This window comes from Halioglobus sp. D3-4 (assembly GCF_055809315.1).
Genome location: NZ_CM147907.1, coordinates 3619278 through 3642589, shown reverse-complemented (window position 1 = coordinate 3642589; position 23312 = coordinate 3619278). Strand labels below are relative to the sequence as shown.

General features: G+C 55.8%; 23 protein-coding genes. 9 read left to right on the top strand and 14 right to left on the bottom strand.

Features of this window, described 5'->3' with window-relative positions; all coding sequences use genetic code 11:
* Positions 1-37: 37 nt before the first annotated feature.
* The 3 genes from AC0L6S_RS15850 (at position 38) to AC0L6S_RS15840 (ending at position 3017) form a co-directional block, all read left to right on the top strand.
* The gene (locus AC0L6S_RS15850; RefSeq protein ID WP_473425078.1) at positions 38-1213 is read left to right on the top strand and encodes an MFS transporter; all 1176 of its coding nucleotides are present in this window, start codon (positions 38-40) and stop codon (positions 1211-1213) included.
* A gap of 88 nt (positions 1214-1301) precedes the next feature.
* Positions 1302-2507 (top strand): iron-containing alcohol dehydrogenase, encoded by a 1206-nt coding sequence (locus tag AC0L6S_RS15845; protein WP_473425077.1) that lies wholly within the window; start codon positions 1302-1304, stop codon positions 2505-2507.
* Positions 2508-2606: 99 nt separating this feature from the next.
* Complete coding sequence (locus AC0L6S_RS15840) at positions 2607-3017, top strand: zf-TFIIB domain-containing protein (RefSeq protein ID WP_473425076.1); 411 nt, start codon at positions 2607-2609, stop codon at positions 3015-3017.
* A 12-nt stretch (positions 3018-3029) separates the two neighbouring features.
* On the opposite strand, the gene AC0L6S_RS15835 is transcribed toward AC0L6S_RS15840, so the two are convergent.
* The 3 genes from AC0L6S_RS15835 to AC0L6S_RS15825 all read right to left on the bottom strand — a co-directional run bounded on the left by AC0L6S_RS15835 (position 3030) and on the right by AC0L6S_RS15825 (position 6768).
* Complete coding sequence (locus tag AC0L6S_RS15835; protein ID WP_473425075.1) at positions 3030-4106, bottom strand: MBL fold metallo-hydrolase; 1077 nt, start codon at positions 4104-4106, stop codon at positions 3030-3032.
* An 83-nt stretch (positions 4107-4189) separates the two neighbouring features.
* Positions 4190-5770 (bottom strand): AMP-binding protein, encoded by a 1581-nt coding sequence (locus tag AC0L6S_RS15830; protein WP_473425074.1) that lies wholly within the window; start codon positions 5768-5770, stop codon positions 4190-4192.
* Between the two features lie 17 nt (positions 5771-5787).
* A complete protein-coding gene (locus AC0L6S_RS15825; protein ID WP_473425073.1) occupies positions 5788-6768 on the bottom strand; it encodes an alpha/beta hydrolase in 981 nt (326 codons plus the stop codon).
* A 441-nt stretch (positions 6769-7209) separates the two neighbouring features.
* On the opposite strand from AC0L6S_RS15825, the gene AC0L6S_RS15820 reads away from it, so the two are divergent.
* Positions 7210-7443, top strand: coding sequence for a DUF6316 family protein (locus AC0L6S_RS15820; RefSeq protein WP_473425072.1), 234 nt, complete (start codon positions 7210-7212; stop codon positions 7441-7443).
* A gap of 100 nt (positions 7444-7543) precedes the next feature.
* Positions 7544-8428, top strand: coding sequence for a TAXI family TRAP transporter solute-binding subunit (locus AC0L6S_RS15815; protein ID WP_473425071.1), 885 nt, complete (start codon positions 7544-7546; stop codon positions 8426-8428).
* Positions 8429-8520: 92 nt separating this feature from the next.
* Here AC0L6S_RS15815 and AC0L6S_RS15810 read toward each other — a convergent pair whose 3' ends face one another.
* From AC0L6S_RS15810 to AC0L6S_RS15765, 10 genes are all read right to left on the bottom strand, one after another.
* Entirely contained in the window at positions 8521-9060 is a 540-nt protein-coding gene (locus AC0L6S_RS15810; protein ID WP_473425070.1) for a hypothetical protein, read from the bottom strand.
* Between the two features lie 132 nt (positions 9061-9192).
* Positions 9193-9948 carry a class I SAM-dependent methyltransferase gene (locus tag AC0L6S_RS15805; protein ID WP_473425069.1) on the bottom strand — a complete coding sequence of 252 codons (756 nt, stop codon included), beginning with the start codon at positions 9946-9948 and terminating at the stop codon, positions 9193-9195.
* A gap of 84 nt (positions 9949-10032) precedes the next feature.
* Positions 10033-10632 carry a thiamine biosynthesis protein ThiC gene (locus AC0L6S_RS15800; protein ID WP_473425068.1) on the bottom strand — a complete coding sequence of 200 codons (600 nt, stop codon included), beginning with the start codon at positions 10630-10632 and terminating at the stop codon, positions 10033-10035.
* A 153-nt stretch (positions 10633-10785) separates the two neighbouring features.
* Complete coding sequence (locus AC0L6S_RS15795) at positions 10786-11277, bottom strand: GNAT family N-acetyltransferase (protein ID WP_473425067.1); 492 nt, start codon at positions 11275-11277, stop codon at positions 10786-10788.
* A gap of 597 nt (positions 11278-11874) precedes the next feature.
* Positions 11875-12450 carry a YdeI/OmpD-associated family protein gene (locus AC0L6S_RS15790; RefSeq protein ID WP_473425066.1) on the bottom strand — a complete coding sequence of 192 codons (576 nt, stop codon included), beginning with the start codon at positions 12448-12450 and terminating at the stop codon, positions 11875-11877.
* A gap of 134 nt (positions 12451-12584) precedes the next feature.
* Entirely contained in the window at positions 12585-14183 is a 1599-nt protein-coding gene (locus AC0L6S_RS15785; RefSeq protein WP_473425065.1) for an ABC transporter ATP-binding protein, read from the bottom strand.
* A gap of 3 nt (positions 14184-14186) precedes the next feature.
* Entirely contained in the window at positions 14187-15074 is an 888-nt protein-coding gene (locus tag AC0L6S_RS15780; protein ID WP_473425064.1) for an ABC transporter permease, read from the bottom strand.
* Positions 15075-16007: an ABC transporter permease gene (locus AC0L6S_RS15775; RefSeq protein WP_473425063.1), complete on the bottom strand. Its 933-nt coding sequence runs from the start codon at positions 16005-16007 to the stop codon at positions 15075-15077.
* A 1-nt stretch (position 16008) separates the two neighbouring features.
* The gene (locus tag AC0L6S_RS15770) at positions 16009-17640 is read right to left on the bottom strand and encodes a peptide ABC transporter substrate-binding protein (protein ID WP_473425062.1); all 1632 of its coding nucleotides are present in this window, start codon (positions 17638-17640) and stop codon (positions 16009-16011) included.
* A gap of 170 nt (positions 17641-17810) precedes the next feature.
* A complete protein-coding gene (locus AC0L6S_RS15765) occupies positions 17811-18947 on the bottom strand; it encodes a citrate/2-methylcitrate synthase (RefSeq protein ID WP_473425061.1) in 1137 nt (378 codons plus the stop codon).
* Between the two features lie 106 nt (positions 18948-19053).
* Between AC0L6S_RS15765 and AC0L6S_RS15760 the strand changes: the two genes are divergently transcribed.
* Entirely contained in the window at positions 19054-19941 is an 888-nt protein-coding gene (locus AC0L6S_RS15760; RefSeq protein ID WP_473425060.1) for a LysR family transcriptional regulator, read from the top strand.
* Between the two features lies 1 nt (position 19942).
* The gene (locus tag AC0L6S_RS15755; RefSeq protein WP_473425059.1) at positions 19943-21553 is read left to right on the top strand and encodes a glycerol-3-phosphate dehydrogenase/oxidase; all 1611 of its coding nucleotides are present in this window, start codon (positions 19943-19945) and stop codon (positions 21551-21553) included.
* A 13-nt stretch (positions 21554-21566) separates the two neighbouring features.
* Here AC0L6S_RS15755 and AC0L6S_RS15750 read toward each other — a convergent pair whose 3' ends face one another.
* The gene (locus AC0L6S_RS15750; protein WP_473425058.1) at positions 21567-22148 is read right to left on the bottom strand and encodes a nuclear transport factor 2 family protein; all 582 of its coding nucleotides are present in this window, start codon (positions 22146-22148) and stop codon (positions 21567-21569) included.
* Positions 22149-22368: 220 nt separating this feature from the next.
* Here AC0L6S_RS15750 and AC0L6S_RS15745 point away from each other — a divergent pair, with 220 nt between their 5' ends.
* Positions 22369-22824: an ArsR/SmtB family transcription factor gene (locus AC0L6S_RS15745; protein WP_473425057.1), complete on the top strand. Its 456-nt coding sequence runs from the start codon at positions 22369-22371 to the stop codon at positions 22822-22824.
* Positions 22821-23294, top strand: coding sequence for an ArsI/CadI family heavy metal resistance metalloenzyme (locus AC0L6S_RS15740; protein ID WP_473425056.1), 474 nt, complete (start codon positions 22821-22823; stop codon positions 23292-23294). Before AC0L6S_RS15745 ends, AC0L6S_RS15740 begins: the two co-directional genes overlap by 4 nt.
* The last annotated feature ends 18 nt before the right edge of the window (positions 23295-23312 follow it).

Sequence of the window (23312 nt, the reverse complement as noted above, 5' to 3'; positions counted from 1 at the left end):
CCCTCCCCGTAATGGTGGGGGTTCGTAAGTCGCCAAGATGCAAACAATAAAAACCTGGCTTCCCGCACTCACGGGCATGTGCTGCATGGCGTTCGGCAGCGGTGTTATGAGTATTTACGGGTTCTTTGTCGACCCCCTGTCGCAGGAGTTCGGCGTGGGCGCCGCTGTGCTAAATACCGGCCCGGTCGCTCTGCTGCTGGTGCCGGCATTTCTGGGCGCACTGATCGGCAAGATGGCTGATCGGCTACCGGTTCGCAATATTCTGTTGGCGGGTGCCAGTCTTTCGATGGGAGCACTGATCGCCATTGGTGCGGCACCATCCTTACTGTGGGTCGCGGTGGGTTTCCTGGTGTTCTCGCTGGGTATGTCGATGTACGGCCCGGTGGTCGTCAACGGCATGCTGGTGAAGCTGTATCCCGGCCGCGAAGCGCGGGCGCTCGCGTTGGGCGCTATCGGCATCAGTGTGGCGGCAATGGTATTGCCGCCGCTGATTGGCAGCCTGCTGGCATACCTCAACTGGCGCCAGGCCCTGCAGTTACTCGCTGTAGTGTTACTGGTCATTCTGTGGGTGATGATTGTTGCCGGAGCTCCGCGCGCAGTGGTGCAAACGGCAAGCACCAGTGATGTGCCCATCGACAGGGCCTTCTATCGCACCCGAGCTTTTTGGCTGATCGGCTTATCGGTGGCTCTGGGTTTGAATGTCATGATAGTGGTGTCCATCATTTTCCCGCCGTTTTTTCTTGGCAGGGAATACAGTGTTGCCGATGCCGGGTGGTTTTTGGCGCTCTCCGGTTTCGCGGGCCTGATGGGCAAAAGTTGCCTGGCCTGGCAGGGCGATGCCGTTCGCAACGCCGTGAAGTGGCTGGCGGCAGCTCTGCTGCTGATGCAGGTCGTCGGGCTGGTGCTGTTGTATTTCTGTGTCGATACTTGGCAAGTCATAGTCGCTCTGGTGATGCTGGGGGCGGCCAATGGGGCGTTTATTCCCATGCATTCGTATTTAAACAGCCGGTACTTCGACTCCGCGATTATCAGCCAGGTCACCGGCGCGCAGATGCCTCTGTTCCTGCCGCTGGGTTTGACCGGCGCACCGCTGGCGGGCTATGTCTTCGACCAGACCGGGAGCTACGATGTTGTGATGCTGGCGCTTGCTGGTATTCTGGTAGTCGCGGCACTGTTGATAATATGCACGCCGGCCGCACTGAGATTCCGCTAGCACCAAAAAGAGGCGCGGCCGTATTTTTTTGCTAGTATGCCCTCCCGGGTTTCCAATCCGGGGAATCCGCCAGCCGCTGGAGTAAGCCATGCCAATGTTCCTTCGTAAAAAGCTGCACGCCCTGCTTCTGATGATTATGACCGTGGTTGTCCGGTTCTCGGCACCAATGCGACATACCGCGTTTGCCGGCAGTGGCAGTTCGCGCCAGCTGTGCGACCATATCATTCACACCGGTGTCAAAAAGGTGCTGGTGGTAACGGACAAGCCACTGCGCGACCTCGGCGTTGTCGACAAGGCCATTGCGGCACTGCTGGCGGCGGATGTGGATGTCGCCTATTACGACGGCGTACTGCCTGACCCCACGTTCGATCAGGTCACTGCGGGTGCGGCGATTGCCAAAGCTCAGGGCAGCGAGGTGGTGCTGGCGATTGGTGGCGGCTCTTCCATGGACGCGGCCAAAATCATTGCTGCTGCGGCCACCAGTGATGCCTCGCCGACCGATTGGGTAGGTATGGGCAAGATCAAGCATACGGTGCTCAAGCTTTACGCCATTCCCACCACGTCGGGAACCGGCTCCGAGGCCACAATGGGCGCGGTCATTTCCGATTCGGTGACGCATGAAAAAAGCATCATCATGGGCGATGCCCTGTTACCCACAGCGGTCGCGCTGGACGCCGAGCTGATTGTAGGCCTGCCACCGCACATCACGGCAGCCACCGGAATGGACGCGCTGACCCACGGCATCGAAGCGTATATCGGTGTATGGGACCGCGGCACACGGCTGGAGGACGCCCGGCTGGCCGTCAAATTGATCTTCGAGCACCTTGCGACCGCATGCAGCGATGGCAAGAACCTCGAGTCGCGCAGTGCGATGACAATGGCGGCCTATTACGCCGGCCTCGCGATCAACCAGGTCAATGTGGGTAATGTACACGCGATCGCTCACCAGTTGGGCGGAAAGTATGGCATTCCACACGGTCTGGCGAATGCGCTGGTATTGCCGCATATTTTGGAATTCTGTCGCGACGAAGCGCAGCAGCGTCTGGCGGAACTGGCCGTATTGATCGGTGTGGGTCGCGAAGGTGAGCCTCCTGCTGAGCTGGCCGGCAAGTTTATTCAGGCGGTGAAGGACCTGCGTGAGCAGGTCGGCATTCCCGAGCAGATGGATGTGATAAAGCACGAGGATTTTGACGCGATCTGCCAGCTGGCCATTAAGGAGGGCAGTGCCTATCCGGTGCCCAGGCTACTCGATCGTGAAAGCGTACTGCTGATCCTGAACAAGATCGCCGGGTAGCACCAGCCGTTGCCTTTGGCGACCCGATCAAGGATTATGGTGGCAACTGTCACATTCGCGCCTATAATGAGAACCCGTATTGCGATGGAGTAAGTGAATATGGAATATGATGCTTCAAAACACAGCTTGCAATGCCCTAAGTGCCAACACGGCATGGAGGAGATCACTCACGAGGGCATCACCATTGACCGCTGCACCAATTGCATGGGGCTGTGGTTTGATGAGGATGAAGTTTATCGGTTGAAGGATATCAAGGATGGTCACCTGGTAGATATCGGTGATGCGAAGGAAGGGTGGAAGTGGGATAGCCACTCTGATATCAACTGCCCGCGCTGCGGCAAGGAAATGGAAAAGTCTGCCGATCCCAAGCAAAAACATATCTGGTATGAACTCTGCCCCGAGCACGGCCTGTTTATGGATGCTGGCGAGTTCAAGGATTTCAAATTCGAATCGATACTGGATCGATTCCGCAGTCTCATCAAAGGTAACCGCGCTAACGTAGCCCCCTGATTGGGTCAACCGTCAGTCGCTGTCCCCGGTCTCGGGATTCTGCCGGTACCAATGCACACCCTGTGCATCGGTGGTGCGGGTGATCCTGCGTCTGCCCAGCAAACAGTTCAAGTGTGCCAGTGTTTCTCCTGTTGCAAAGCCCAGTGATTCCCCCTCGGGATTGCGGCGAAACAGGGCGGGGAAACAATCGATGGCCCGCTGAGGCTTTTCAAGGTGGTTAAACAGGCTCGATAGATCGTTCTTATGGCCCTCGATCAATTGGTTGAGGCGCACGTGTAGTCCGTAGAAGGGCGCCTCATGGGCGGGGAGCACTAGCAGGTCATCGGGCAGCATTTCCCGCAGGCGTGCGCTGGAACGCAGCCATTCATTCAGCGGATTACCTTCGGGCTCGGTTGGAAACACGCTGACGTTCGGTGTGATCCTCGGTAGCACCTGGTCACCGGATATCAGCAGCTTGAGAGCCGGGCAGTAAAGCGTAGCATGCTCGGGGGAGTGTCCGCTGCCGATGATAACCTGCCAGTACCTGCCTCCAATAGTGATGGTTTCCCGGTCCGCCAGTCTGCGGAAACTGTCCGGCAGCGGCGCAATGGCGCGGCCGAAGTTGCCGAATTTTTTGCGGTACCGATCCAGTTGCTCGTCGTCATAACCGGCCGCCCGGTAGAAGCGGATAGCCACTTCTGGGGCCTCCCGCCCGGTATCCGCCTTCATTGCGCGGCACATCAGGAACTCCTCGCGCGACATCCACAAATCGCAATCGAAGCGCTCGGTCAGCCAGCCCGCCAGACCTACATGGTCAGGGTGCAGGTGCGTGCAGATGACCCGTTTGATCGGCTTGCCCTGCATGAAGCCGCTGAAGATCTGTTCCCAGGTGTCGCGTGCGCCGGGGATGTCCAGGCAGGTGTCCACCACGGTCCAGCCGTCCTCGTCTTCCAGCAGCCACAGGTTGATATGATCCAGTGACATGGGCATCGCAAACCGCGCCCAGTAGACGCCCTCGGCAACTTGCTGCGGCTCACCTGGTGTCGGGCTGGCGCCGCGCGAGAAGGGATAGGTGAGGCCGCGATACTGCTCGGGACTGGATTCAAGCATGGAGAGTTAACCCTCTAGTGTCCATAACGAAGCCGGTTGGCCGGACACATTGTAGCCCCGAAACAGCGGAATGACAGCTTGCGCTAACTCACCCCGCGCTCACTATCTGTCCAGTATTGTGCCCTGACAGCCTTTTTGTCCGGCTTACCTACCGGTGTCAGCGGAATACCCTCGACAAAATCTATCGACTTGGGCGACTGGACCGACCCTTTGGCTTCCTTGACCAGCGCCTGCATGGAGGCGGTGAGTTCATCACTGCCCTCAAAGCCGGGCTTGAGTACTACGACAGCCTTCACTGCCTCGCCCCATTGTTCATCGGGCACACCGATCACCACCACCTGACCGACGGCCTCATGGGTGGCCAGCACATCTTCCACCTCGCGCGGGAACACATTGAAGCCGCCGGTGACAATCATGTCCTTGGTGCGATCGACGATATAGAGGAAGCCGTCCTCATCCAGTTTGCCGACATCGCCCGTGTGCAGCCAGCCGCCAGCGAACGCCTCGGCAGTCTGTTCAGGCATGTCTTTGTAGCCCTTCATCACTAGCGGGCCACGCACGCAAATCTCGCCAGCCTCACCAGGTGCTACCTCATTGCCATCGGGATCACGCAGGCTCATATGCACCCAGGGCGTGGGCCGTCCGCAGGATGAAAGGCGATGCGGTTTGGAAAGATCGTGGTCCTTCCTGCGCATATTGGCGATAACCATTGGACATTCGGACTGGCCGAAAAACTGGTAGAAGATCTGGCCCCACTTGGTGATTCCCTCTGCAAGCCGGGTAGGGCTCATGGGTGAGGCGCCATAGAATATCGTTTCCATGCTGGACATGTCAGCGGTAGCGGAGCGCGGCGAATCGAGCAGGAAATAGAGCATCACCGGTACCAGCATCGTGCAGGTAATTTTGTGTTGTTCGACCATGTCGAAAAACTCATCGGGGCTGAACCCCTGCATCACATAAAAAGCGCCACCTTTCTGCAGCACAGGAATAAAGAAGGCCGCCGCCGCGTGTGACAATGGGGTTGCCATCAGCATGCGGACCTCTTCAGGGAACTCCCATTCGGCCAGCTGAATTTGCGTCATAGCCGCAGTCACGCTGTAGGTGCTCATCACGCCTTTTGGCTTGCCGGTGGTGCCGCCTGTGAAGTTTACGGAAGAGACCTGGTCGGGCTTGATGTCTGGAGCGACCAGTGGCTTGGGCGAGAATTGATCCGCAAGTGCAAGGTAATCGTCACCTATAGCGTTGGCGCCAAAGCCGAGCAGGTTCTTGAGGCCCGGCACGCGCGCTTTCAGGGCGCCTGCCAGTTCTTCGAACACAGAGGCGTCAAATATCAGTGTCTCCACCTCGGCCGCTTCAAGTACATAGGCGTGGTCGTCCAGCGACCCCAGCGGATGCAGCGGCGTACCGACACATCCGGTGAGTTGCATCGCGGCGATGTTTGCAAGCACCTCCGGGCGGTTGGCGGAAATGACAGCCACTCTGCTGCCGACCCCAAGGCCTTTGGATTGCAGCGCTTGTACCATCTGGCTGGCGCGTTCGCGCACATCTCTATAGCTGGCTACCTTGTCGCCCAGAAACAGGCAGGGTTCATCGTGGTAGCGGTTGAGCCCATCAATCAGCAGGTGGGCCATGAGGGGTTGTTCGCGAAGTGCTTCGGTGGTCATAGTGTCTCCAGTAATTATTAGGTATTGGTATTTGATTCCTGAGCCGCGATCTGTAGCGCGCGCCCCAGTACGGTGAACATTTCCCTGGACTCGCGTCGGCTAATTTGCGCAGAGGAAAACAGACTGGAGCCGTGGAACGTTCCGGGAAAGGAGTGTAATTCTGTGGCGATGCCTGCGCGCATCAACTTGAGTGCATACTCCACACCCTCATCGCGCAGCGGGTCGAACTCCATGGTGTTTACATAGGCTGGTGGCAGGCCGGACAAATCCTCGGCGCGGGCGGGGGCGGCGTGATAGGGGACATCGTCCGCGCCGCGCTGGTACTGGTCGCCCAGGTAAAAATCCCAGCTGAGTTCGGCATTGGGCTTGTTCCACATCGGCGTATCGACGAAACGCTGCATACTGGGCGTCTGCAGGCGATCATCCAGTTCGGGTATGCCCAGATACTGGAAGCAGATCGACGGGCCTTTGCGGTCCCGGGCCAGCAGTGCAAGTGCCGCTGCCAGCCCACCGCCAGCGCTCTGCCCGAATACCGCCAGTCGCTCGGGGTCAAGCTGCAGATCGGCGCCATTATCGCTCGTCCACTGCAGCGCGGCATAGCAATCTTCCAGTCCTCCCGGGTAGGGCGTCTCTGGTGCCAGTCGGTAGTCCACCGAGACGATAACCACACCCAATCCCCTGCACAGTGCGATGCAGGTGCCGTGTTCGCTGTCGAGGTTACCGATGACAAAGCCGCCACCGTGAATATGCAGTATCCCCGGTACCGGCCCGGACAGGGCCTGGGGGGTGTAGATGCGCACGGGCACTTCGGGTGCGCCCGCTGGCCCCGGAATTCCCCGGTCTTCAATGTCAACGCCGCTGGTATCAAGGTCGGCGTTCAGGGAGGATACCATGTCCTGAAAATTGCTTCTGGCCTGTTGCGGGTCGCTCATCGTCAGCGGAGTGTCTGGCAGCAATTCCAGCATCTGCGCCAGCTCCGGATCGTAGTTGTAGCTCATTCGTGTCTCTCCTCCCGATGGCAATAGTGTGCCGCGCTCGCTGCGTGCAGCAATGACGATAGAGGCCAGAAAGCCGCAGAATCGTGATCATCACTGAGCGCAAAGACTGGTTATACTCCCCGTTTCCGGTGCGTATCTCAATAGCATCAAAGCTGATATTTTCCTGTCTTATTCGATCATGTGTCGGGTAAGCCAGATACCCCCAAGTCGGGCGACGGGTGGCACAGGAAACGCGTGGGTGCCAAGAGCATCCTGCACCAGTGTGCTGTCAGTCGCCGACATTGCTCCCATGCCAAATCTGGCACATCCGCCTTCCGACTATGACCCATATTGGTAATATTGTGTGTTCTGAGACTTGGCGCACAGTTCGCGCTTCAGTTCCATCGAACCGCGTCTATAGTAGGTAAACAAAACAACGTGGAAGCTATCGGAGCGGCCAAAATGACTCAGCTAAACAACAGTAACCCTGAGGCAAATTCCCGTACAAATCGTATGTTTATGGACAAGGGAAACTGGTTTTTCAGAACCCGTGAAGGCGATACGGTGGGCCCTTTTCAGGAGGAACTGGAAGCGTCTACGCAATTGGAAGTGTACATCCGTCTGGTTACTTCTGGGCTGCTCCCCTTTCAGGAGGTACTGCGGTCCTCACCTGTCCAGCAGAAGAAGGTGGGTTAAGGTCGCTGCCGCGAGCCTCCTGCACTATCTGGCACTTTCCCCGGATCACAGCCCCTGCTAGGCTTGATAGCACTGTTTGCGACTAATCACCGGAATGCTTATGGATCGTCTGTTTCCCCGAACGCTGTTGGTCTGCCTGTTGGCACTGGGCGCATCGGTTTCTCTCTCCGCCCAGGAGCCTGGTGATGAGCCTGTCACTGATCTTGTAGTGTTGAGCTCAGGCCAGGAGGGAGGCGGGTACTGGAGCGCGGCGAAACGCTTGCAGTCAGTAGCCGCCAAACGAGTCGCGCTGGCGGTGGAGGTTGTACCCAGTTCAGGCTCGCTGGAGAACATTGAGAAGCTTCTGGACGATGCCAGCCTGGTCAATCTGGCGTTTACCCAGGCGGACGCTGCTCAATCCTATCTGGATGACCGCCCCGGGGAGGTTGAAAAGCTGGAGTTAATGGAAAGCATCGGCCAGGAGTGCGTGTTTATTGTCACCGGTGTCGACAGCAAGGTTCGCGATGAGGAAGACCTTCGTGCGGCGACCAATCTGCGTCTGGGTATTTCCAGCCCCACCAGCGGAGTGGCTTCAACGTTCGACTACATGCAAAGTGAAATAGACGGTATGGGTGATATCAGCGTGGTCTATGGCGACACGCTGCAAGCCATGCAGAAGATGAACTCGCCCGAAGCTCAGGTGGATGCTGTGATGGTGGTACACCGCCCGCGAGCGCACTCGGCTGAAGTCGATTACGCACTGGCGAACAGTGATCAGTACCGTTTTGTGGAACTGAACGATGAAATGTTTATGCAGAGTATGTGGAACGGCAGCCAGATCTACCGCACTATGAAACTCGCTATGCCGGAACCCAACGAGCCGGTCAGAACCCTTTGTATGAGAGGTGTGCTGCTGGGCAACAAGCAAAAACTCACTATCGAGCAGCGTAACAAGCTGAGTGACCTGATGCTGTATCACTGGATGGAGATTTATCCTACGCAGTAATTGGCACTGCCACGAAGCTACGGGCTTTTGTCATGGCCTGTTGTGCCGGTCAGACAGCATCTCACGCAAGTTTGTGCCCATTCGTGCAAAGTCTATGCGGTAAGGTATAACACCGCCATCGAGTACAAGCCAAAGATGATGGAAATGCCTTTGAACCAGCGCGGTATGGCAATCACCATAATCATCAACGCTATACCTGCCGCCGGAATCGCAATCGATAACCCTACCGGATTCTGAAACATAAAAATGTTGACGTAGGGGCCGATCAGGAAGTAAATCAACATCGACATTGCCGAAAAGCGCCCCAGGCTCTGACTGTGTTCCAGCATGTCGAACTGTCCGTCATCCGGATCAGGAAGCGCCATTTCAGCGGCACCATAGATACAGATTGATGCGAGAATCAGAATTAGAAAATGGAAAAATAACCATCCATCGAAATTCCTCAATCCCCACCCGATCCACCACAACTGGAGGATGAAGGTCATTACGCTCATGCCCCAGAGCGCTGTTGACCAGTGGAATTTGACCCGATGATGGTAGCGGATCAAATCGCCGATAACGTGCAGCAGGCGCGTGATCGCGAGGCCAATCACAATTGAGACGGTGACAAATATGTATTCGTGTTGGGTCATTGTGTATCCGCTAGAACCCGGTTGTTTGGCAGCTTAATCGCTGCGTGCTTTCAGGGCCTCTTGTGGTGAGACAGTGCAACGACTACTAGTCTCCGCCTTTTCTGAGCCTCCCATTCAAATAATAGCTGACGTTTACGCATTGGTCTTCCTGGCGATATACACACCGTAGCTGAAATACGCTTCATATTCCTTGTACAGTGCCATTTCGTGGCGCTCCGCCTCAACGATTGCGCGAGCCCCTGCGCTATCGCTATGCCGGCTCAGAAAGGCATCAAAATTCATGCGCATTGGCTCGTAGTAATTATCGAGCCAGCAATGTTTTGGCAGGACAAAATACCCGATAGGTGTATAGCCGTTCTCTTCGAGCAGCTTGATCTTTGCTGATGCCGTATCTATCTCGGGATACTCATTGTTCCAGTGATCTTGAAGCTCGTTGGGGCGCTCTTCTGTAAGCCAGGTAATCTCTGAGGCAACAAGCAGCCCACCGGGCTTAAGATAGCGCTTCCAATCGGCGATGCCCTTTGCAAAACCGATGTTGTAGATGGCGCCCTCAGACCAGATAACATCGAACTCCTCCTTATCAAACGGCAGTTGCTCCATTGCTGCGCGAAGCGGAGTGATTTTGTCTTCGACACCCTCACTCTGTGCGCGTGAAGCTAGGACATCCAAAAATTCCTGAAAGAAGTCTACTGCTGTAACTTTAGCGTTTAACTGACGAGCTAATACCAGCGTTGAGGCTCCTGTGCCACAGCCAATGTCGGCAATGGTCAATGGCGTAAACTCACTCAGGCCGGCGATATTCATCGCCTGTTCTGTCGCTGCAATACCTCCAGGGCCTTGCCGTTGACTGCCTTTGTGAAAATCTATGAGCAAGTCAAACTGGTTCATTAATGTTCCCTTCTGCTTTCATAGTCTTACTGTTGTAGTCACATCACTTGTGCGCTGGAGTCCAGGGCTCTTCTCTATCAACCGTTAGTCTTCGCGAGCAACACTCGTTAAGCATAGTGCGAGAAGCAAGGTTGCGAGGACGCCCGATGCCCCAGCTACTGCGGAAGGTAAAAAAGCATCCCGACCAAACATAATCAAAATCGCATTGGCTAACATGGCAACAACACCAACCAGCGCAGTTAGTCCCCCCAATGACTTGGCTCCCCCGGACATCTTGGCAACCCCGAAAATGAGTGCGGCAAAGCCCAGCAGGAGTTTTGCCGCGTAATAGATCATAAAGGATAGGGCAACGACTGCCCCGGCCATAGGTCCAAGTGCCTCAAGCTGACTGGCGGCCTCTCGAAAGGGCCCGAACATGGTTAGACCAACGCTTACTTGCACCAGGTTGAGTACCGCACTGAATGCAATCGCAGACCATCCCACCTGATAGTGTTTGGCCTGCACCATCGCAGCTCCGGCAAACGCTATAAGAATGGTGAATAGAAGACTTTCGAGACCCCATAGTAGTTGCCGTGGAACGCTAACCTCGGCGATATGGAGAGCGGTATAAAGTCCCTGCGTAACTGCCAGCGCTAGTAGTAGATATGATGTGATTTGAACAGTTCGAATATAGGGAAATTTCATGTTTGCATCCAAAGGGTAGTGGGGTGGGTTAAAAGAGGCGGAGGGAATATTCTTCAATTACTGCTGCTTCTCGTTTTCGCGTTCGCGTATAAGTCTCAAATACTGTGCCGACCGATAGGGGGATCCAGCGGGATGTGACATTGAATGAGTCTGCTATGAGTGTACTTTGGCAAAGATATGTTTATCATAATAGCGCCCGTCTTTATAACAGCCTTTTCGAAAAATCCCTTCCAGTTCATATTCGCTTTTTTCCAGAACTCGCATCGATGCCATGTTCGGGCTAAAGACAGGCGCGACAATTCGAACGATATCAGTGTCAGAAAAAATCATATTGGTGAGTTGTTGAAGAGCTGTTGTAGCGTAGCCACAGCCCCAATATGGCTCGCCAATCCAATAACCGATTTCTGCGCTCCTGGATTCTTCAAAGGAACCAGGTTCGGCCCCTACACATCCTATAAGATTTTCTCCAACCGTTACGGCTCTGATGAGGCCATTCTTGCTGCCGGTGGAAATCCACCAATCCGCATCACTTTCGGAGTAGGGACAGGGCATTCGGGTCGAGAGATATCTGGTCACATTCTGATTGTTCAGAAGTGATACAAGCGAAGCTGAATCGCTTGGAACAAATTCCCTGAGCGTGATCATCGGGACTTACCTGCTGTCGGCAGCGTACTGCTCGAAAATATTCCGAGCTGGGAACAGGTCGGGCATAAACATTTACGACGCTTGGGGCTTGACAAGAAAAGCGAACGGGAGGGACAGGGGACCAAATACCTGGCCGATGACTGTCCATAGTAGTCCGTTGCCACTGCGGTTAGTAGCCACTCGCCATGCAATACCACCACTGACGATCCAGACCAAGACAACTACATAAGGAGTTAACATCGGATTTCCTCGCGATATTAAGTTCGTGCCACAGGACAGCTAATTCTTGCGGTGGAGTAACATACAGCAACTGTGATCTGTACTGGCATTGCAACCACCCCTTGCGTGAACAACTACTTATATATCAGTCACCTTCAAATGTCATTCTTTCTGGTTTTTCATGCTCACATTGATCAAGATAGTGAGCGCTGGGGAGTTCGGGCAGTCGGTGCGTCGATTTCCGAAATGTGTATGCGTGAATACTCGGTGAGTCTTTTAGCGTGCACTTAGGCTGCTGTCAAAATTGCTCGGCCATGGTTATGACGCAAGGGACAGGGTTCTGGATTGCAGTCGCCGACTCTGTACGCCGACCACTCTTTATTGGGGCTTTTCCTGATTGGCAAGCATCGTCATATACTTTGTAAATCGCCTGTGCCTGGTTTCGGGCTTCTTTGCACTTGTTAAGCCGTAGGCGATAACGTAACGACTCGATTTATTCAGTGTGTCAAAAAACTGTTTTACTTGAGGCTGATTCTCCAGTGCTGCCAGGAAATCACCTGGCACCTCTATTTCACTTACCACATAGGCCTTTTCCCAGCGGCCATCCGCTTTCGCTGCACGAACATGCACAAGGCCTGCTTCCTGCATGCGGCCTTCGCTTGTCAAACGTTCAACATGTTTTGTGTTCCTTTTAGACCAGTTGCTGCGCGATGTTCTGGGGGTGATTCGCTGAAGATAGGTCTGCTCATCGACTGATTTTTTTACACCGTCAATCCAGCCCCAGCATAGTGCCTCTATCACCACATCATTCCAGTTAACACTCTTAACGCCTGAATGCACCTTGAATATTTTCACCCACAATTCGCGCTTAGTTGAGTGATTCACCTTGAGCCACGCGGCGAGATCTTCCGGTGTTGCAAATGTCATGATGTGCAATGGATCTGGTTCAGGCATTGAATTACGCTCGACTACGCCTATCGGCACTGATCTTTAGTGGCTGCGGTGAATTGGTGAAGAATATCTCGCCCCGGAGAGCGCGAGGCAACCAGGGAACTACGCTTTATCATTGGGTGTTACTACAGTGCACTCTAACTGGCATCAGTGCTATTGATGTCCATTAATGCCCCTCCAGGTATCGATTGCAATAACTGCTGCGTATATGATTGTTGCGGTCGCACAAACAAGTCCTCGGTGCGCCCCTGCTCTACCACTTGGCCTTTGTTCAGCACGATTATGCGATCCGCCAACTGGCGAACTACCGCCAGGTCATGAGAGATAAACAGCATGGTAAGGCCGTATTCTCTCCCCAGTTCCCGCATCAGTTCCAGTACTTGCGCCTGAATGGTTACATCCAGCGCCGATACCGGTTCGTCTGCGACGACAAATTCCGGCCTGGTCGCGAGTGCACGGCCAATCGCGATGCGCTGGCGTTGACCACCGGAAAACTCGTGAGGATATTTGCGCACGAAAGCACGGGCCAGGCCGACATCGTCCATCAAGCGCAGCACGTGTGCGCCCACCGTTTTGCGAGTTTCCAGGCTGTGTAGTAACAGCGGCTCAGCCAGTGTGTCGTATACCGTCATTCGCGGATTCAGCGAGGCGAAGGGATCCTGGAAAATAAACTGCATTCTGCGTCGCATGTTTTTCAGCTCGCGTCCGCGCAGTGCTGTGACGTCGATGCCGTCGAACTCTACCTGCCCTGAGGTGACAGGTACCAAGCGTAGCAGCGAGCGGCCAATCGTCGATTTGCCACTGCCGGATTCGCCGACAAGACCCAGGACTTCGCCGCGCAATATATCGAAGCTGACATCGTCTACGGCTTTTACTGGTGCTTTGCCGGAATGGAACCAGGTGCAGAGATTCCGCACTGTCACCAGCGGTTCTGAAACCGGCAGTTCCACCGGCTTACCACCGCGAGGAATCGCGTTTAACAGTTTCCTGGTGTAGGGGTGTTGAGCGTTGCGGAAGATGTCGTCTCGGTTGCCCGTTTCGACGATGCGGCCCTCCTGCATCACTACGATCTGGTCTGCGATGTCGGCGACTACCGCGAGGTCGTGGCTGATAAACAGCACACTGATATCATGTTTTTTTTGCAGTGAGGCCAGCAGCTTGAGAATCTGCGCCTGAATAGTGACGTCGAGTGCGGTGGTGGGTTCGTCCGCGATCAGCAGTTGTGGCTCATTGATCAGCGCCATCGCAATCATGATGCGTTGGCGCATGCCACCGGAGAACTGGTGCGGGTAGTTGTCGAAGGTGGTCGCAGGATCACGCAGGCCCACTTCTTCCATCAACTCCAGGGCCCGCGCACGCGCCTGCTCAGTACTGACCTTGTGGTGATACAGCAGGGGCTCCATCAGTTGCTTGCCGACTGTCATGTACGGGTTGAGGCAGGTCATCGGGTCCTGGAAGACCATCGCAATATCGCGACCGCGAATCTTGCGCAGCGCTTCCGGTTTCATTTGCAGCAGGTCCTGATCGTGAAACAGTGCGCGCCCGCTGTCGATACGTCCGGGAGGCTGTGGCACGAGCCCGAGCAGGCTGTAGCAGGCGACAGATTTTCCCGAGCCCGACTCGCCGATTATCGCAGTGATTTTTCCCGTCTCCACGGTGAAGCTGATATTGTCCACCGCTTTGTTGGTGCCCATGCGGGTGACGAAACTGACGCCCAGATTTTCAACGGTCAGCATGTGTCAGTCCTTCGCGCCGCGTACGTCGAGCGCATCGCGCAGGCCGTCGCCGAGGAAATTCAGGGAGAAGAGGGTCAGTGTCAAGGCCAGGCCGGGGTATAGCAGCAGCCAGGGGTACTCTTCCATGGACTCGGCGCCGTAGGAAATCAGCAACCCCCATGAGGTTTGCGGTGGCTGTACGCCCAGGCCGAGAAAACTGAGAAATGCCTCCAGCAACATCACGCTGGGAATGGTTAATGTGGTGTATACGATAATCGGGCCGAGTGCGTTCGGCACAAGATGGCGGCGGATAATGGTGGCCGGTGACAGGCCCAGAGAAATCGCCGCCTCCACAAATTCCTGCTGCCGCAATGACTGCACTTGGGAGCGCATGATACGCGCCATTGTCAGCCACTCCACGGCGCCGATGGCCAGGAACAGCAGCAGCATATTGCGCCCGAACACAACCATCAGTAACACGATAAATATCATGAAGGGCAGGGCATAGAGAATGTCCACCAGCCGCATCATCACAGCGTCCACTTTGCCGCCAGCGTAACCGGCCACTGCGCCCCAGGTCACGCCAATCAGCAGCGCTACCGCTGTGGCGATAAAGCCGACGGCCAGGGAAATACGGCCGCCATACATAATTTGCGTGAGCAGATCGCGTCCGTAGATGTCCGTGCCCAGCCAGTGCTGTGCTGACGGCGGCGTGGCGCCCAGTTCCAGTTGTTGTTGCGCATACCCGTAGGGTGCAATCCAGGGCGTGAGTAGCGCGATGAGTACGAAGAATGTCAGTACGGTAAGGCCAAACACGGCCAGACGATTGCGCCGCAAGCGCAACCAGGCGTCGCGCCACAGTGAGGTGCCCTGTTCGGCCTGGGCTATATCGGTGATCACTGGCGTACTCATCTAGCCTTCTCCGTACTGGCTGCGCAACCTGGGGTTCATCCAGGCTGCGAGGATGTCGGACAGCAGGTTGAATACCACAATCAGCGTGGCCAAAAACACGGTCGCGCCGAGAATCATTGTGTAGTCGCGGTTAAACGCCGCCTGCACGTAGAAGCGCCCGAGGCCCGGAATCTGGAAAATGGTTTCTACAACAAATGAGCCCGACAGCAGGCCGGCAAACGCCGGGCCAAGGAACGCGACCACGGGAATCATGCCGCCGCGCAATGCGTGCCCCACCACCACCCGCCATTCGGGCAGGCCCTTGGCGCGCGCCGTGCGGATGTAATCCTGCGACATCACTTCCAGCATACCGGCGCGGCTCAGTCTGGCGATGTAGGCGGCATAGGTGGAACCCAGCGTGATGGCAGGCAGTATCTTGTCACCGGGAGTGTCACCCCAGCCCGACACCGGCAGCCACTCCAGATAGATGCCGAAGACGAGTATCAGTATTGGACCCATCAGCAGAGAGGGCACGCAGATACCGATCATCGCCACCGACATCGGGATATAGTCCTGTGCTGTATTGCGCCGTAGTGAGGCAATGACACCGGCGATGCCGCCGATGCTGATGGCTACCAATAGCGCGTACAGACCAAGCTCTGCGGTGACGGGAAAACCGGCGGCGATTAACTCGTTGACACTGCGTCCCGGGTATTTAAAAGATGGACCCAAATCGCCCTGCGCCAGATCGCCTAGGTAGGCGGTGTATTGCTCAAACATCGGTAGGTTCAGGCGATACTGAGCTTCCAGCGCAGCTTTCACTTCGGGAATCACGGCTTTCTCGCTAGAGAACGGCCCGCCCGGTGCGATGCGCACCAGAAAGAACGTGACGGTGATAACCACCAGCAGTACCGGAATGGATTGCAGCACACGAAAACCGATAAACCGCCACATGCTATTGCGCCGTCTGTGTGTCGCCGTCGAGCTCGACGTACTTGTAGTTTACGTAATCCATCAGGTTGGACGGCATGCCTTGCACGCTCGGGTGAATCAGATGGTTGCTGGTATAGGTGTAGATCGGAATGATGGGCATCTGTTCCATCAGTCGAGTTTCTGCGGCTTTGAAAATCGCATAGCGCTCCTCGCGTGTTTTGGCGCGCGGTGCCTGCTGCGTGATCATGTCGTCATAGACCGGGTCGCAAAAGCCGGTGCTGTTATTGCCGCCATTGCACAGGAACAGGTCGAGGAAATTATTCGGGTCGACGTAATCCCCGATCCAGCCGCGACGCGCCATTTGGAAATCCATTTGGTCGACAGAGTCGAGATACACCTTCCACTCCTGGTTGGCCAGTGTCACGTCAATGTTCAGAGCGTCTTTCCACATCTGCTGTAAAGCGACAGCGATTTTGAGGTGGCTTTCGCTGGTATTATAGATCAGTTCCAGCCCCGGCCAGCCCTCGCCGTTGGGATAGCCTGCCTCTGCCAGCAGTTGGCGGGCGCGCGCGACATCGTACTCGAAAATTTTCGGCGGTTGGTAGCCCAGCGTACCCGGTGGCGTGATGCCATAGGCCGGGACGTTAGTGCCGTGCAAAACGCTGTCATTGAGTAACTGTCGATTCACCGCCAGTGAGAGGGCCCGACGCACTCGCACGTCATCGAGCGGCGGTTCATTGGTATTGAGAAGGTAATAGTATGTGCCGAGATAGGGCGCATTGGCATACGGGCTGTTTTCCATCGCGCGGTACACCGGGATTTTGTCCAGCGGGATGCTGTTGGTGTAATGCAACTGCCCAACACGGAACATGCGTTCCTCGCTAGCGATATTCTCCACCGGGTAAAACTCGATGCCGTTGAGCGCCACGTTGTCCCGACCCCAGTAGGTGTCGCTTTTTTCGACAATGATCCGGCGGTTCAACTTCCATTCCTTCAGCCGGAAGGGGCCATTGCCGACGATGTTGTCTACACGCGTCCAGGGCGTGAAGCGGTCGGTCGCCTTGCCGAACTTTTCGATCGTGGGCCGGTGAACTGCGAAAGTGCTGTAGTGATCCATCAGTTGTATGAAATAGGGCGTCGGTGCGTTCAGTGTGACCTGTAGCGTGAGAGGATCGAGTGCTTTTACGCCGACCTTGCTGAAGTCATTCAGTTTTCCTGTCGCGAAGGCTTCCGCATTGACCAGCGGATACAGCATGTACGCGTACTGGTTCCCCATTGCGGGGCTCAGCGCTCGCTGCCAGGACCAGATGTAATCCTCTGCGGTCATCGGGTCGCCGTTCGACCAGCGGGCCTGGGGGTTGAGATGGAACGTGACAGTCAGTCCGTCGTCGCTGATATCCCAGCTCTGTGCGACGCCGGGCTCAGATTCCAGTGTATGTGGGTCCTTGACGGCCAATCCTTCGAACAGTGCTTTGACGATATTGCTCTCGGGAATGCCGGTCACTACATGGGGATCGAGCCCCTGCGGTTCAGTGCCGTTGCCGACGTGGAGAATACCCTCGCGGTTGCCCTGCACGACATTTGACTCGCCGCTGCCACAGGCAAGTAGACTCAGGGCTGTGATGACAGACAGCAGAAATCGTGATGCGCTCATTCGCATATTGACAGCTTATTTCCCGTAACGTGCACAAGCGCCGGATAACAGCCGCCAGCATAGCGACAGTAAACCTCAGTAGCCAGTGACTTTCGCGTAATAACTGCGCTGTGCATGCCCTCAGCGCTGCAGGCTGAGGGTGGTTGAGCTAGAGTGTTGAGCGCCTAAAATCAGGCGGCAGATTTTTTATGGCTGCCGACGGGGGGGCCGACGTAGCGCGCGCGCGGACGTATCAGGCGGCTGTCGCGACGGAATTCCAGGAAGTGCGCGATGTAACCGTACACGCGCGACATGGCAAACATCGCGGTAAAGAAGTGCGTCGGAATACCCAGGCTGTGAAATACCGCGCCCTTGTAGAACTCTACATTGGCCCAGATTTCCCTGTCTTTTTCCGCAAATGCGCGCTGGCAGGCTTCCTCTACCGCCACCAGTGTCGCCAGCAGATTTTTGCTGTCGGCATCCTGGCACAGTTCCACTGCCATGGGCTTGAGGATCTTGGCGCGCGGATCTACAGTGCGGTATTCGCGGTGGCCCATGCCCATAATCTTTTCTTTGTTGGCCAGCGCATTGGTGACATAGGCCTCGGCCTTATCGGGGCTGCCGATTTCCATCGCCATTTCCAGAGCTGCCTGATCTGCACCGCCGTGGAGTTTGCCAAATAGCGTGCCGATCGATGCGGAGATGCTCGATTGTATCGGTGCCAGAGTGCTGGCGCAGACGCGACCGGCGAAGGTGCCGCAATTGAAACTGTGCTCCATCTGCAGGATTTGCGCGGCGTCGAGCATGCGCCGCTGTTCCTCGGTCGGGGGCGTGCCGCTGAACATGGTCAGGAAATTTTCGTGGAAGCGCTTGCCCGGTTCGGGCGCCAGGATGACTTTGTTCTGCGAGAGGCGATAGTGCGCGGCCACCAGTGCTGAGATTTTGGCGGCCAGAAACAGACCGTATTCCGCATCGGGCTCAACGTCCAGCCGCAACTCTTCGGGGAGTGTCAGCAGCGGCACCAGCCCCTGTAGCATCAGCATGGGGTGAAGATCCCGTGGAATGTGTTTCAGCAGATCGATCTCCGCGTGGCTCAGCTTGCTGTGCCGACACATAAAGGTTTTCAGGCGGCTCTGCTGTTGTGCATCGGGCATTTCGCCAAACAGCACCAACCACATCACGTGCAGGAAGGGTCCCTCGACCAGCTCGTTGATATCGATGCCGCGGTAGCTGAGAAGGCCGACTTCGCCTTGAACGTCCGAGATCGCCGTCTCGCCAACGGTGATGCCAGCCAGGTCAGTGGAAAAAATGGGTTCTTGTGTAGACATAATCGTTACTCGGTCTGTGCTCGAAAGTGGTACTTTTTCACATTATAGGGGGCGGGCTGCAATCAGTTGAGTTAATTATACTTATCACTGTATTAGGAGAACTGATATGCGCTTGGAGAACAGTGAGCTGCGGGCCTTTCGTGCCGTGATAGAAGAAGGGGGTTTTAAGCGCGCGGCGGAGGCATTGCATATCAGCCAGTCTGCCGTCAGCCAGGCTGTTGCCGGGCTCGAATTCAAGCTGGAGGCCCCGCTGGTGCAGCGTGGCAAGGAGCTGCGGCTTACTGATGTCGGCAAGCGTTTGTTTGAGCACGCGGTGGATGTGCTGCGCGACGAGCAGCAGACACTGGAGGACATACTGCAACTGAAGCAGGGCAAAACCGAGACGCTGAGCCTGGCACTCAGCGCTTCGCTGAATCGCTTTTATGCACCAGAGTTAATAAGCGCTTACTATCAGGAAAACCCACGCACAACAATGAAAGTAGCCGAGATGCCGTCGCGCAGTATCATCTCTGCAGTGCTTTCAGGCAACGCGGAACTGGGCCTTGGGCCATTTCAGAAGGACATGGCTCCTTTTCATACCGTGCCGCTCTACCGGGATTCGCGTCACCTCGTGGTAAGCCCCAGGCATGCGCGCTACGAGGATATGATCAACGGCGATGAGCGCGCGCTCAAGCTAACACCGCTGATCGCATCCGCCCTCGATAACCCGGATATGCGCCCCTCGATCCAGCGGCTGCGGGATCAGTTCAGCAGTGTTTGGGAAGTCAGCAGCCTCTCACTGCGTATCCATATGGTCGCGCAGGGGATGGGTGTTACCTTTATCGACAGAAAATTGCTCGAGGAGCATCCGAGTTGCGCAGATTTTCGTATCATGGATGACGTGTCTTTTGGGCGGATCGACAAACAGGTAGGAATCTACTATCGCGCCCGCAGCACCCTAAGTGATAGTGGCACGAACTTTGTCGCGCTCTGCCAGCGCTTTTGGAAATTGTGATATGACTGCCACACTGCGCAACAGCAACCTGAAAAAACTGTCTGATCAGTCGTTTGATGTGCTGATTGTCGGCGGTGGCATCAATGGCGCCGTCGCAGCTGCCTCGCTGGCGGGGCGTGGTGTCCGAGTCGCCCTGATTGATCGCGGGGATTTCGCCGGTGGTGTCAGCTCCAATTCCTCCAATCTCGCGTGGGGGGGCATCAAATACCTCGAGAGCCTGGAATTCCTGCTCGTCAATAAACTGTGTAAATCCCGTAACCGGTTGATGCGTGCGTATCCATCCACGGTGAAAGAGATCCGGTTTTTGACCACCATTGCACGCGGCTTCCGCTTCCCGCCGTTCTTTGTGTACCTGGGCAGTATTCTCTATTGGATCATGGGCCGCTTCGTAACACGCGCACCGCGCTTTTTTGGCGCCTCCGTGATTGAGAATGCAGAGCCGATTGTGAACACCAGCGAGGCGGCGGGAGGTCTGGAATATTCAGACTGCTATCTGTATGACAACGACGCGCGGTTTGTCTTTGGATTTATTCGCAAGAGCCTGAATTTTGGCTGTATTGCGGCCAACTATGTCGAATCCACCGATACGGTGCGGGAGCAGGGCCAGTGGATCACCAGCGCGCGTGATGTCATCAGTGGAGAGAGGATAGAAATTCGTTCGAAGGCGATCATCAACGCCTGCGGCCCTTGGGTCGATGCGCAGAACGAGGTGGCCGGCGAGCAGACGGAATACCACCACCTCTTTTCCAAGGGTGTTCACCTCATCGTGGACCAGATCACCGACAACAAGCGCGTACTGACCTTTTTTGCCAGTGACGGGCGCTTGTTCTTCCTGATACCGATGGGCCCTAAAACTTGTATCGGCACAACTGATACGCAGGTGCAATCACCGGTTGTGGAGGTGACTGACGAAGATCGCGATTTTATATTGGCCAATGCTAACGCACTGCTGGATATGGACCCGCCACTCACCCGGGAAAGCATTATTGCCGAACGCGTGGGCGTGCGACCGCTGGCAATCAAGGGGCAGGGGGGAGAGGCCGACTGGGTGCAGCTATCGCGCAAGCATGTGATCGAGGTCGATGAGGCGCGACAGCACCTCAGTATTTTCGGCGGCAAGCTCACTGACTGTCTGAATGTGGGTGACGAAATCGCGCAGTGGATAGTACGACTGGGTATCGCTGTGCCGCATATGAAAAGCCGCTGGTACGGCGAGCCGGGTGCACAACTGCGTGAGGAATTCATGTTGCAGGCGCGGTTAATGGGGCTGGATGCCCTGACAGATCCATCGTCGCCCGAGCCACTGTCAGAACGATTCTGGCGTCGCTATGGCGAGAGTGCGTTTGGTTTGCTGGAGCGCATTCGCGAGGATGAGAGCTGCGCCCGCCTGCTGATCGAGAATGCCGAGTACACGCGCTGTGAAATCGAACTGGCCGCTCGCCGGGAGATGATCGTCAAACTCGAAGACTTCATGCGCCGTCGCTCTAAAATCGACCTTGTTATACGCAAGGAAGATATCGCCTGCGCGCCAGGATTACGCGAGGCCTGCGATATCCTGTTTGGCGAGGAATCAGACGAGAAACTGCAGGAGTACCTGCAGTCTCTGGGTTGAGAACAGGCTCGCGCTAGAATTGTGGCTCAGTGCCGTGCACGCCCAGGTAGTGTGAGCTCAGGTTGGGACGTGTCTCCAGTGTTTCATTGATTTCGTAAATACGCTCGTAGTTAGTTTCCTTGATCAGCCACTTGCCATCCACCTTGAGGTAGCGGTCCCAGTAGAGCGCAGTCCCGTGGGTTTTGGCATTGTGATTGAGAATCCACATATTGTCCGCGAGATACCAAATGGCTGTGGCCTCGGTATCGCTTAATACCTGAATTTCTGGATGGTGTGCGTTGTGCTGCCCTACGGCCTCTCTACTGAACGACTGGCCGATGCCATTGACGTACTCCTCTCTGCCCTGCAAATTCCATTCGTAGTTACCGCCGCGAAAATGCACGGTGACATCCTCGTGAAACAGGGTGCCCAACTCTTCCAGGTTGGCGGTGTCCACGCACCGGAAGTAGGCATGTTTCAGCTGCTTGATAGCCTCTATGTCCATCAGGCGCTGAATATCCTTGCGCAACTCCTCTATGCCGCCCTCGCTCGCCTGCAGGGGCAGGCCGTCCTGAATGCCCAGATTGGATTTGTTCAGTACCTGGCGCTCGCTCATGCTGAATTCCTCTTAATTATGAAAGGCCAATTAGTGATAGGCGCGTGCCGACTGGGTCGGGATTTTCTCAACCACTGCTGTACGCTGCCTGCGACGCTCGTGAGATTGTACGGGCTTGGAATACAGACTACACAGCATGCTCTCGTCGGTTCATGCCTGATGGGGTTAACGCTGCCAATTGGTCCAGTTATTTAACCCAGTGCCCGGCGCCAGAGGGAGAATGTCCCGGGAGTTTCGTCTGCCTTATTTCTTGTGGGGTGTTGACGCAATCCAATATGTCGACTATTCTGGACATATGGATATAAACGATGCAGTCCCGTTGTTCGATGCCCTGTCGCAGGAAACCCGATTGCGGGCGTTCCGTTTACTGGTGCAGGCCGGCCAGAGCGGTTTGCCAGCGGGCGACCTCAGTGACAGGCTGGGTACGCCGCACAACACACTGTCGTTCCACCTCAACCACCTCTCTAACGCCGGGATTGTTGAATCCCGGCGTCAGGGCAGGTCCATCATTTACTTTGCAAACTACGAAGCGATTCACGCCCTGATTAACTTCATGGTGAAAGATTGCTGTAGCGAAGAATTTGCGAGTATTCATCAGGAACAGGGCAGTGGTTGCTCCATTATCGAGCTGGCCGATTGCTGTGATCCGAAGAAGCAACAGGAGACACACGTATGAAACGCATGCATATTCACGTCGGCGTCGAGCACCTTGATCAGTCGATAAAGTTTTACAGCGCATTGTTCGGCGCACAGCCGTCCAAGACAGAAACGGATTATGCTAAATGGATGCTCGATGACCCCTGCCTGAACTTTGCCATCTCTACCCGTGTTGAACAAAAAGGCGTCAACCACCTCGGCATACAGGTTGAACAGGACAGCGAGCTCGACGAACTGCGCGAGCGCTTGAAAAGCGCCGACCTGTCCCTGTTTGACGAAGGCGAAACTGTCTGTTGCTACGCACGCTCTGACAAGTCCTGGGTGGAAGACCCCTCAGGTATTGCCTGGGAGGCGTATAAAACGATGGGGGAAGCACGTTTTTTTGGAGCTGCTGATGAGCCCGCCGAGAATGCCTGTTGCGCGCCCGAAGCCAGCGACGAAGCGTCAACAGCCCCAGCCGCAAAAGCCGCTACCGGACACTGCTGTTAATGCAGTCATCTTCGTCAC

Coding starts and splice junctions, on each gene's coding strand:
- AC0L6S_RS15850 (WP_473425078.1), top strand. CDS start 38: ATGCAAACAATAAAAACCTGGCTTCCCGCACTCACGGGCATGTGCTGC.
- AC0L6S_RS15780 (WP_473425064.1), bottom strand. CDS start 15,074: ATGAGTACGCCAGTGATCACCGATATAGCCCAGGCCGAACAGGGCACC.
- AC0L6S_RS15760 (WP_473425060.1), top strand. CDS start 19,054: ATGCGCTTGGAGAACAGTGAGCTGCGGGCCTTTCGTGCCGTGATAGAA.
- AC0L6S_RS15810 (WP_473425070.1), bottom strand. CDS start 9,060: ATGACCCAACACGAATACATATTTGTCACCGTCTCAATTGTGATTGGC.
- AC0L6S_RS15800 (WP_473425068.1), bottom strand. CDS start 10,632: ATGAAATTTCCCTATATTCGAACTGTTCAAATCACATCATATCTACTA.
- AC0L6S_RS15840 (WP_473425076.1), top strand. CDS start 2,607: ATGGAATATGATGCTTCAAAACACAGCTTGCAATGCCCTAAGTGCCAA.
- AC0L6S_RS15790 (WP_473425066.1), bottom strand. CDS start 12,450: ATGCCTGAACCAGATCCATTGCACATCATGACATTTGCAACACCGGAA.
- AC0L6S_RS15745 (WP_473425057.1), top strand. CDS start 22,369: ATGTCCCGGGAGTTTCGTCTGCCTTATTTCTTGTGGGGTGTTGACGCA.
- AC0L6S_RS15805 (WP_473425069.1), bottom strand. CDS start 9,948: ATGAACCAGTTTGACTTGCTCATAGATTTTCACAAAGGCAGTCAACGG.
- AC0L6S_RS15815 (WP_473425071.1), top strand. CDS start 7,544: ATGGATCGTCTGTTTCCCCGAACGCTGTTGGTCTGCCTGTTGGCACTG.
- AC0L6S_RS15785 (WP_473425065.1), bottom strand. CDS start 14,183: ATGCTGACCGTTGAAAATCTGGGCGTCAGTTTCGTCACCCGCATGGGC.
- AC0L6S_RS15820 (WP_473425072.1), top strand. CDS start 7,210: ATGACTCAGCTAAACAACAGTAACCCTGAGGCAAATTCCCGTACAAAT.
- AC0L6S_RS15765 (WP_473425061.1), bottom strand. CDS start 18,947: ATGTCTACACAAGAACCCATTTTTTCCACTGACCTGGCTGGCATCACC.
- AC0L6S_RS15770 (WP_473425062.1), bottom strand. CDS start 17,640: ATGAGCGCATCACGATTTCTGCTGTCTGTCATCACAGCCCTGAGTCTA.
- AC0L6S_RS15825 (WP_473425073.1), bottom strand. CDS start 6,768: ATGAGCTACAACTACGATCCGGAGCTGGCGCAGATGCTGGAATTGCTG.
- AC0L6S_RS15740 (WP_473425056.1), top strand. CDS start 22,821: ATGAAACGCATGCATATTCACGTCGGCGTCGAGCACCTTGATCAGTCG.
- AC0L6S_RS15750 (WP_473425058.1), bottom strand. CDS start 22,148: ATGAGCGAGCGCCAGGTACTGAACAAATCCAATCTGGGCATTCAGGAC.
- AC0L6S_RS15835 (WP_473425075.1), bottom strand. CDS start 4,106: ATGCTTGAATCCAGTCCCGAGCAGTATCGCGGCCTCACCTATCCCTTC.
- AC0L6S_RS15795 (WP_473425067.1), bottom strand. CDS start 11,277: ATGATCACGCTCAGGGAATTTGTTCCAAGCGATTCAGCTTCGCTTGTA.
- AC0L6S_RS15755 (WP_473425059.1), top strand. CDS start 19,943: ATGACTGCCACACTGCGCAACAGCAACCTGAAAAAACTGTCTGATCAG.
- AC0L6S_RS15775 (WP_473425063.1), bottom strand. CDS start 16,007: ATGTGGCGGTTTATCGGTTTTCGTGTGCTGCAATCCATTCCGGTACTG.
- AC0L6S_RS15830 (WP_473425074.1), bottom strand. CDS start 5,770: ATGACCACCGAAGCACTTCGCGAACAACCCCTCATGGCCCACCTGCTG.
- AC0L6S_RS15845 (WP_473425077.1), top strand. CDS start 1,302: ATGCCAATGTTCCTTCGTAAAAAGCTGCACGCCCTGCTTCTGATGATT.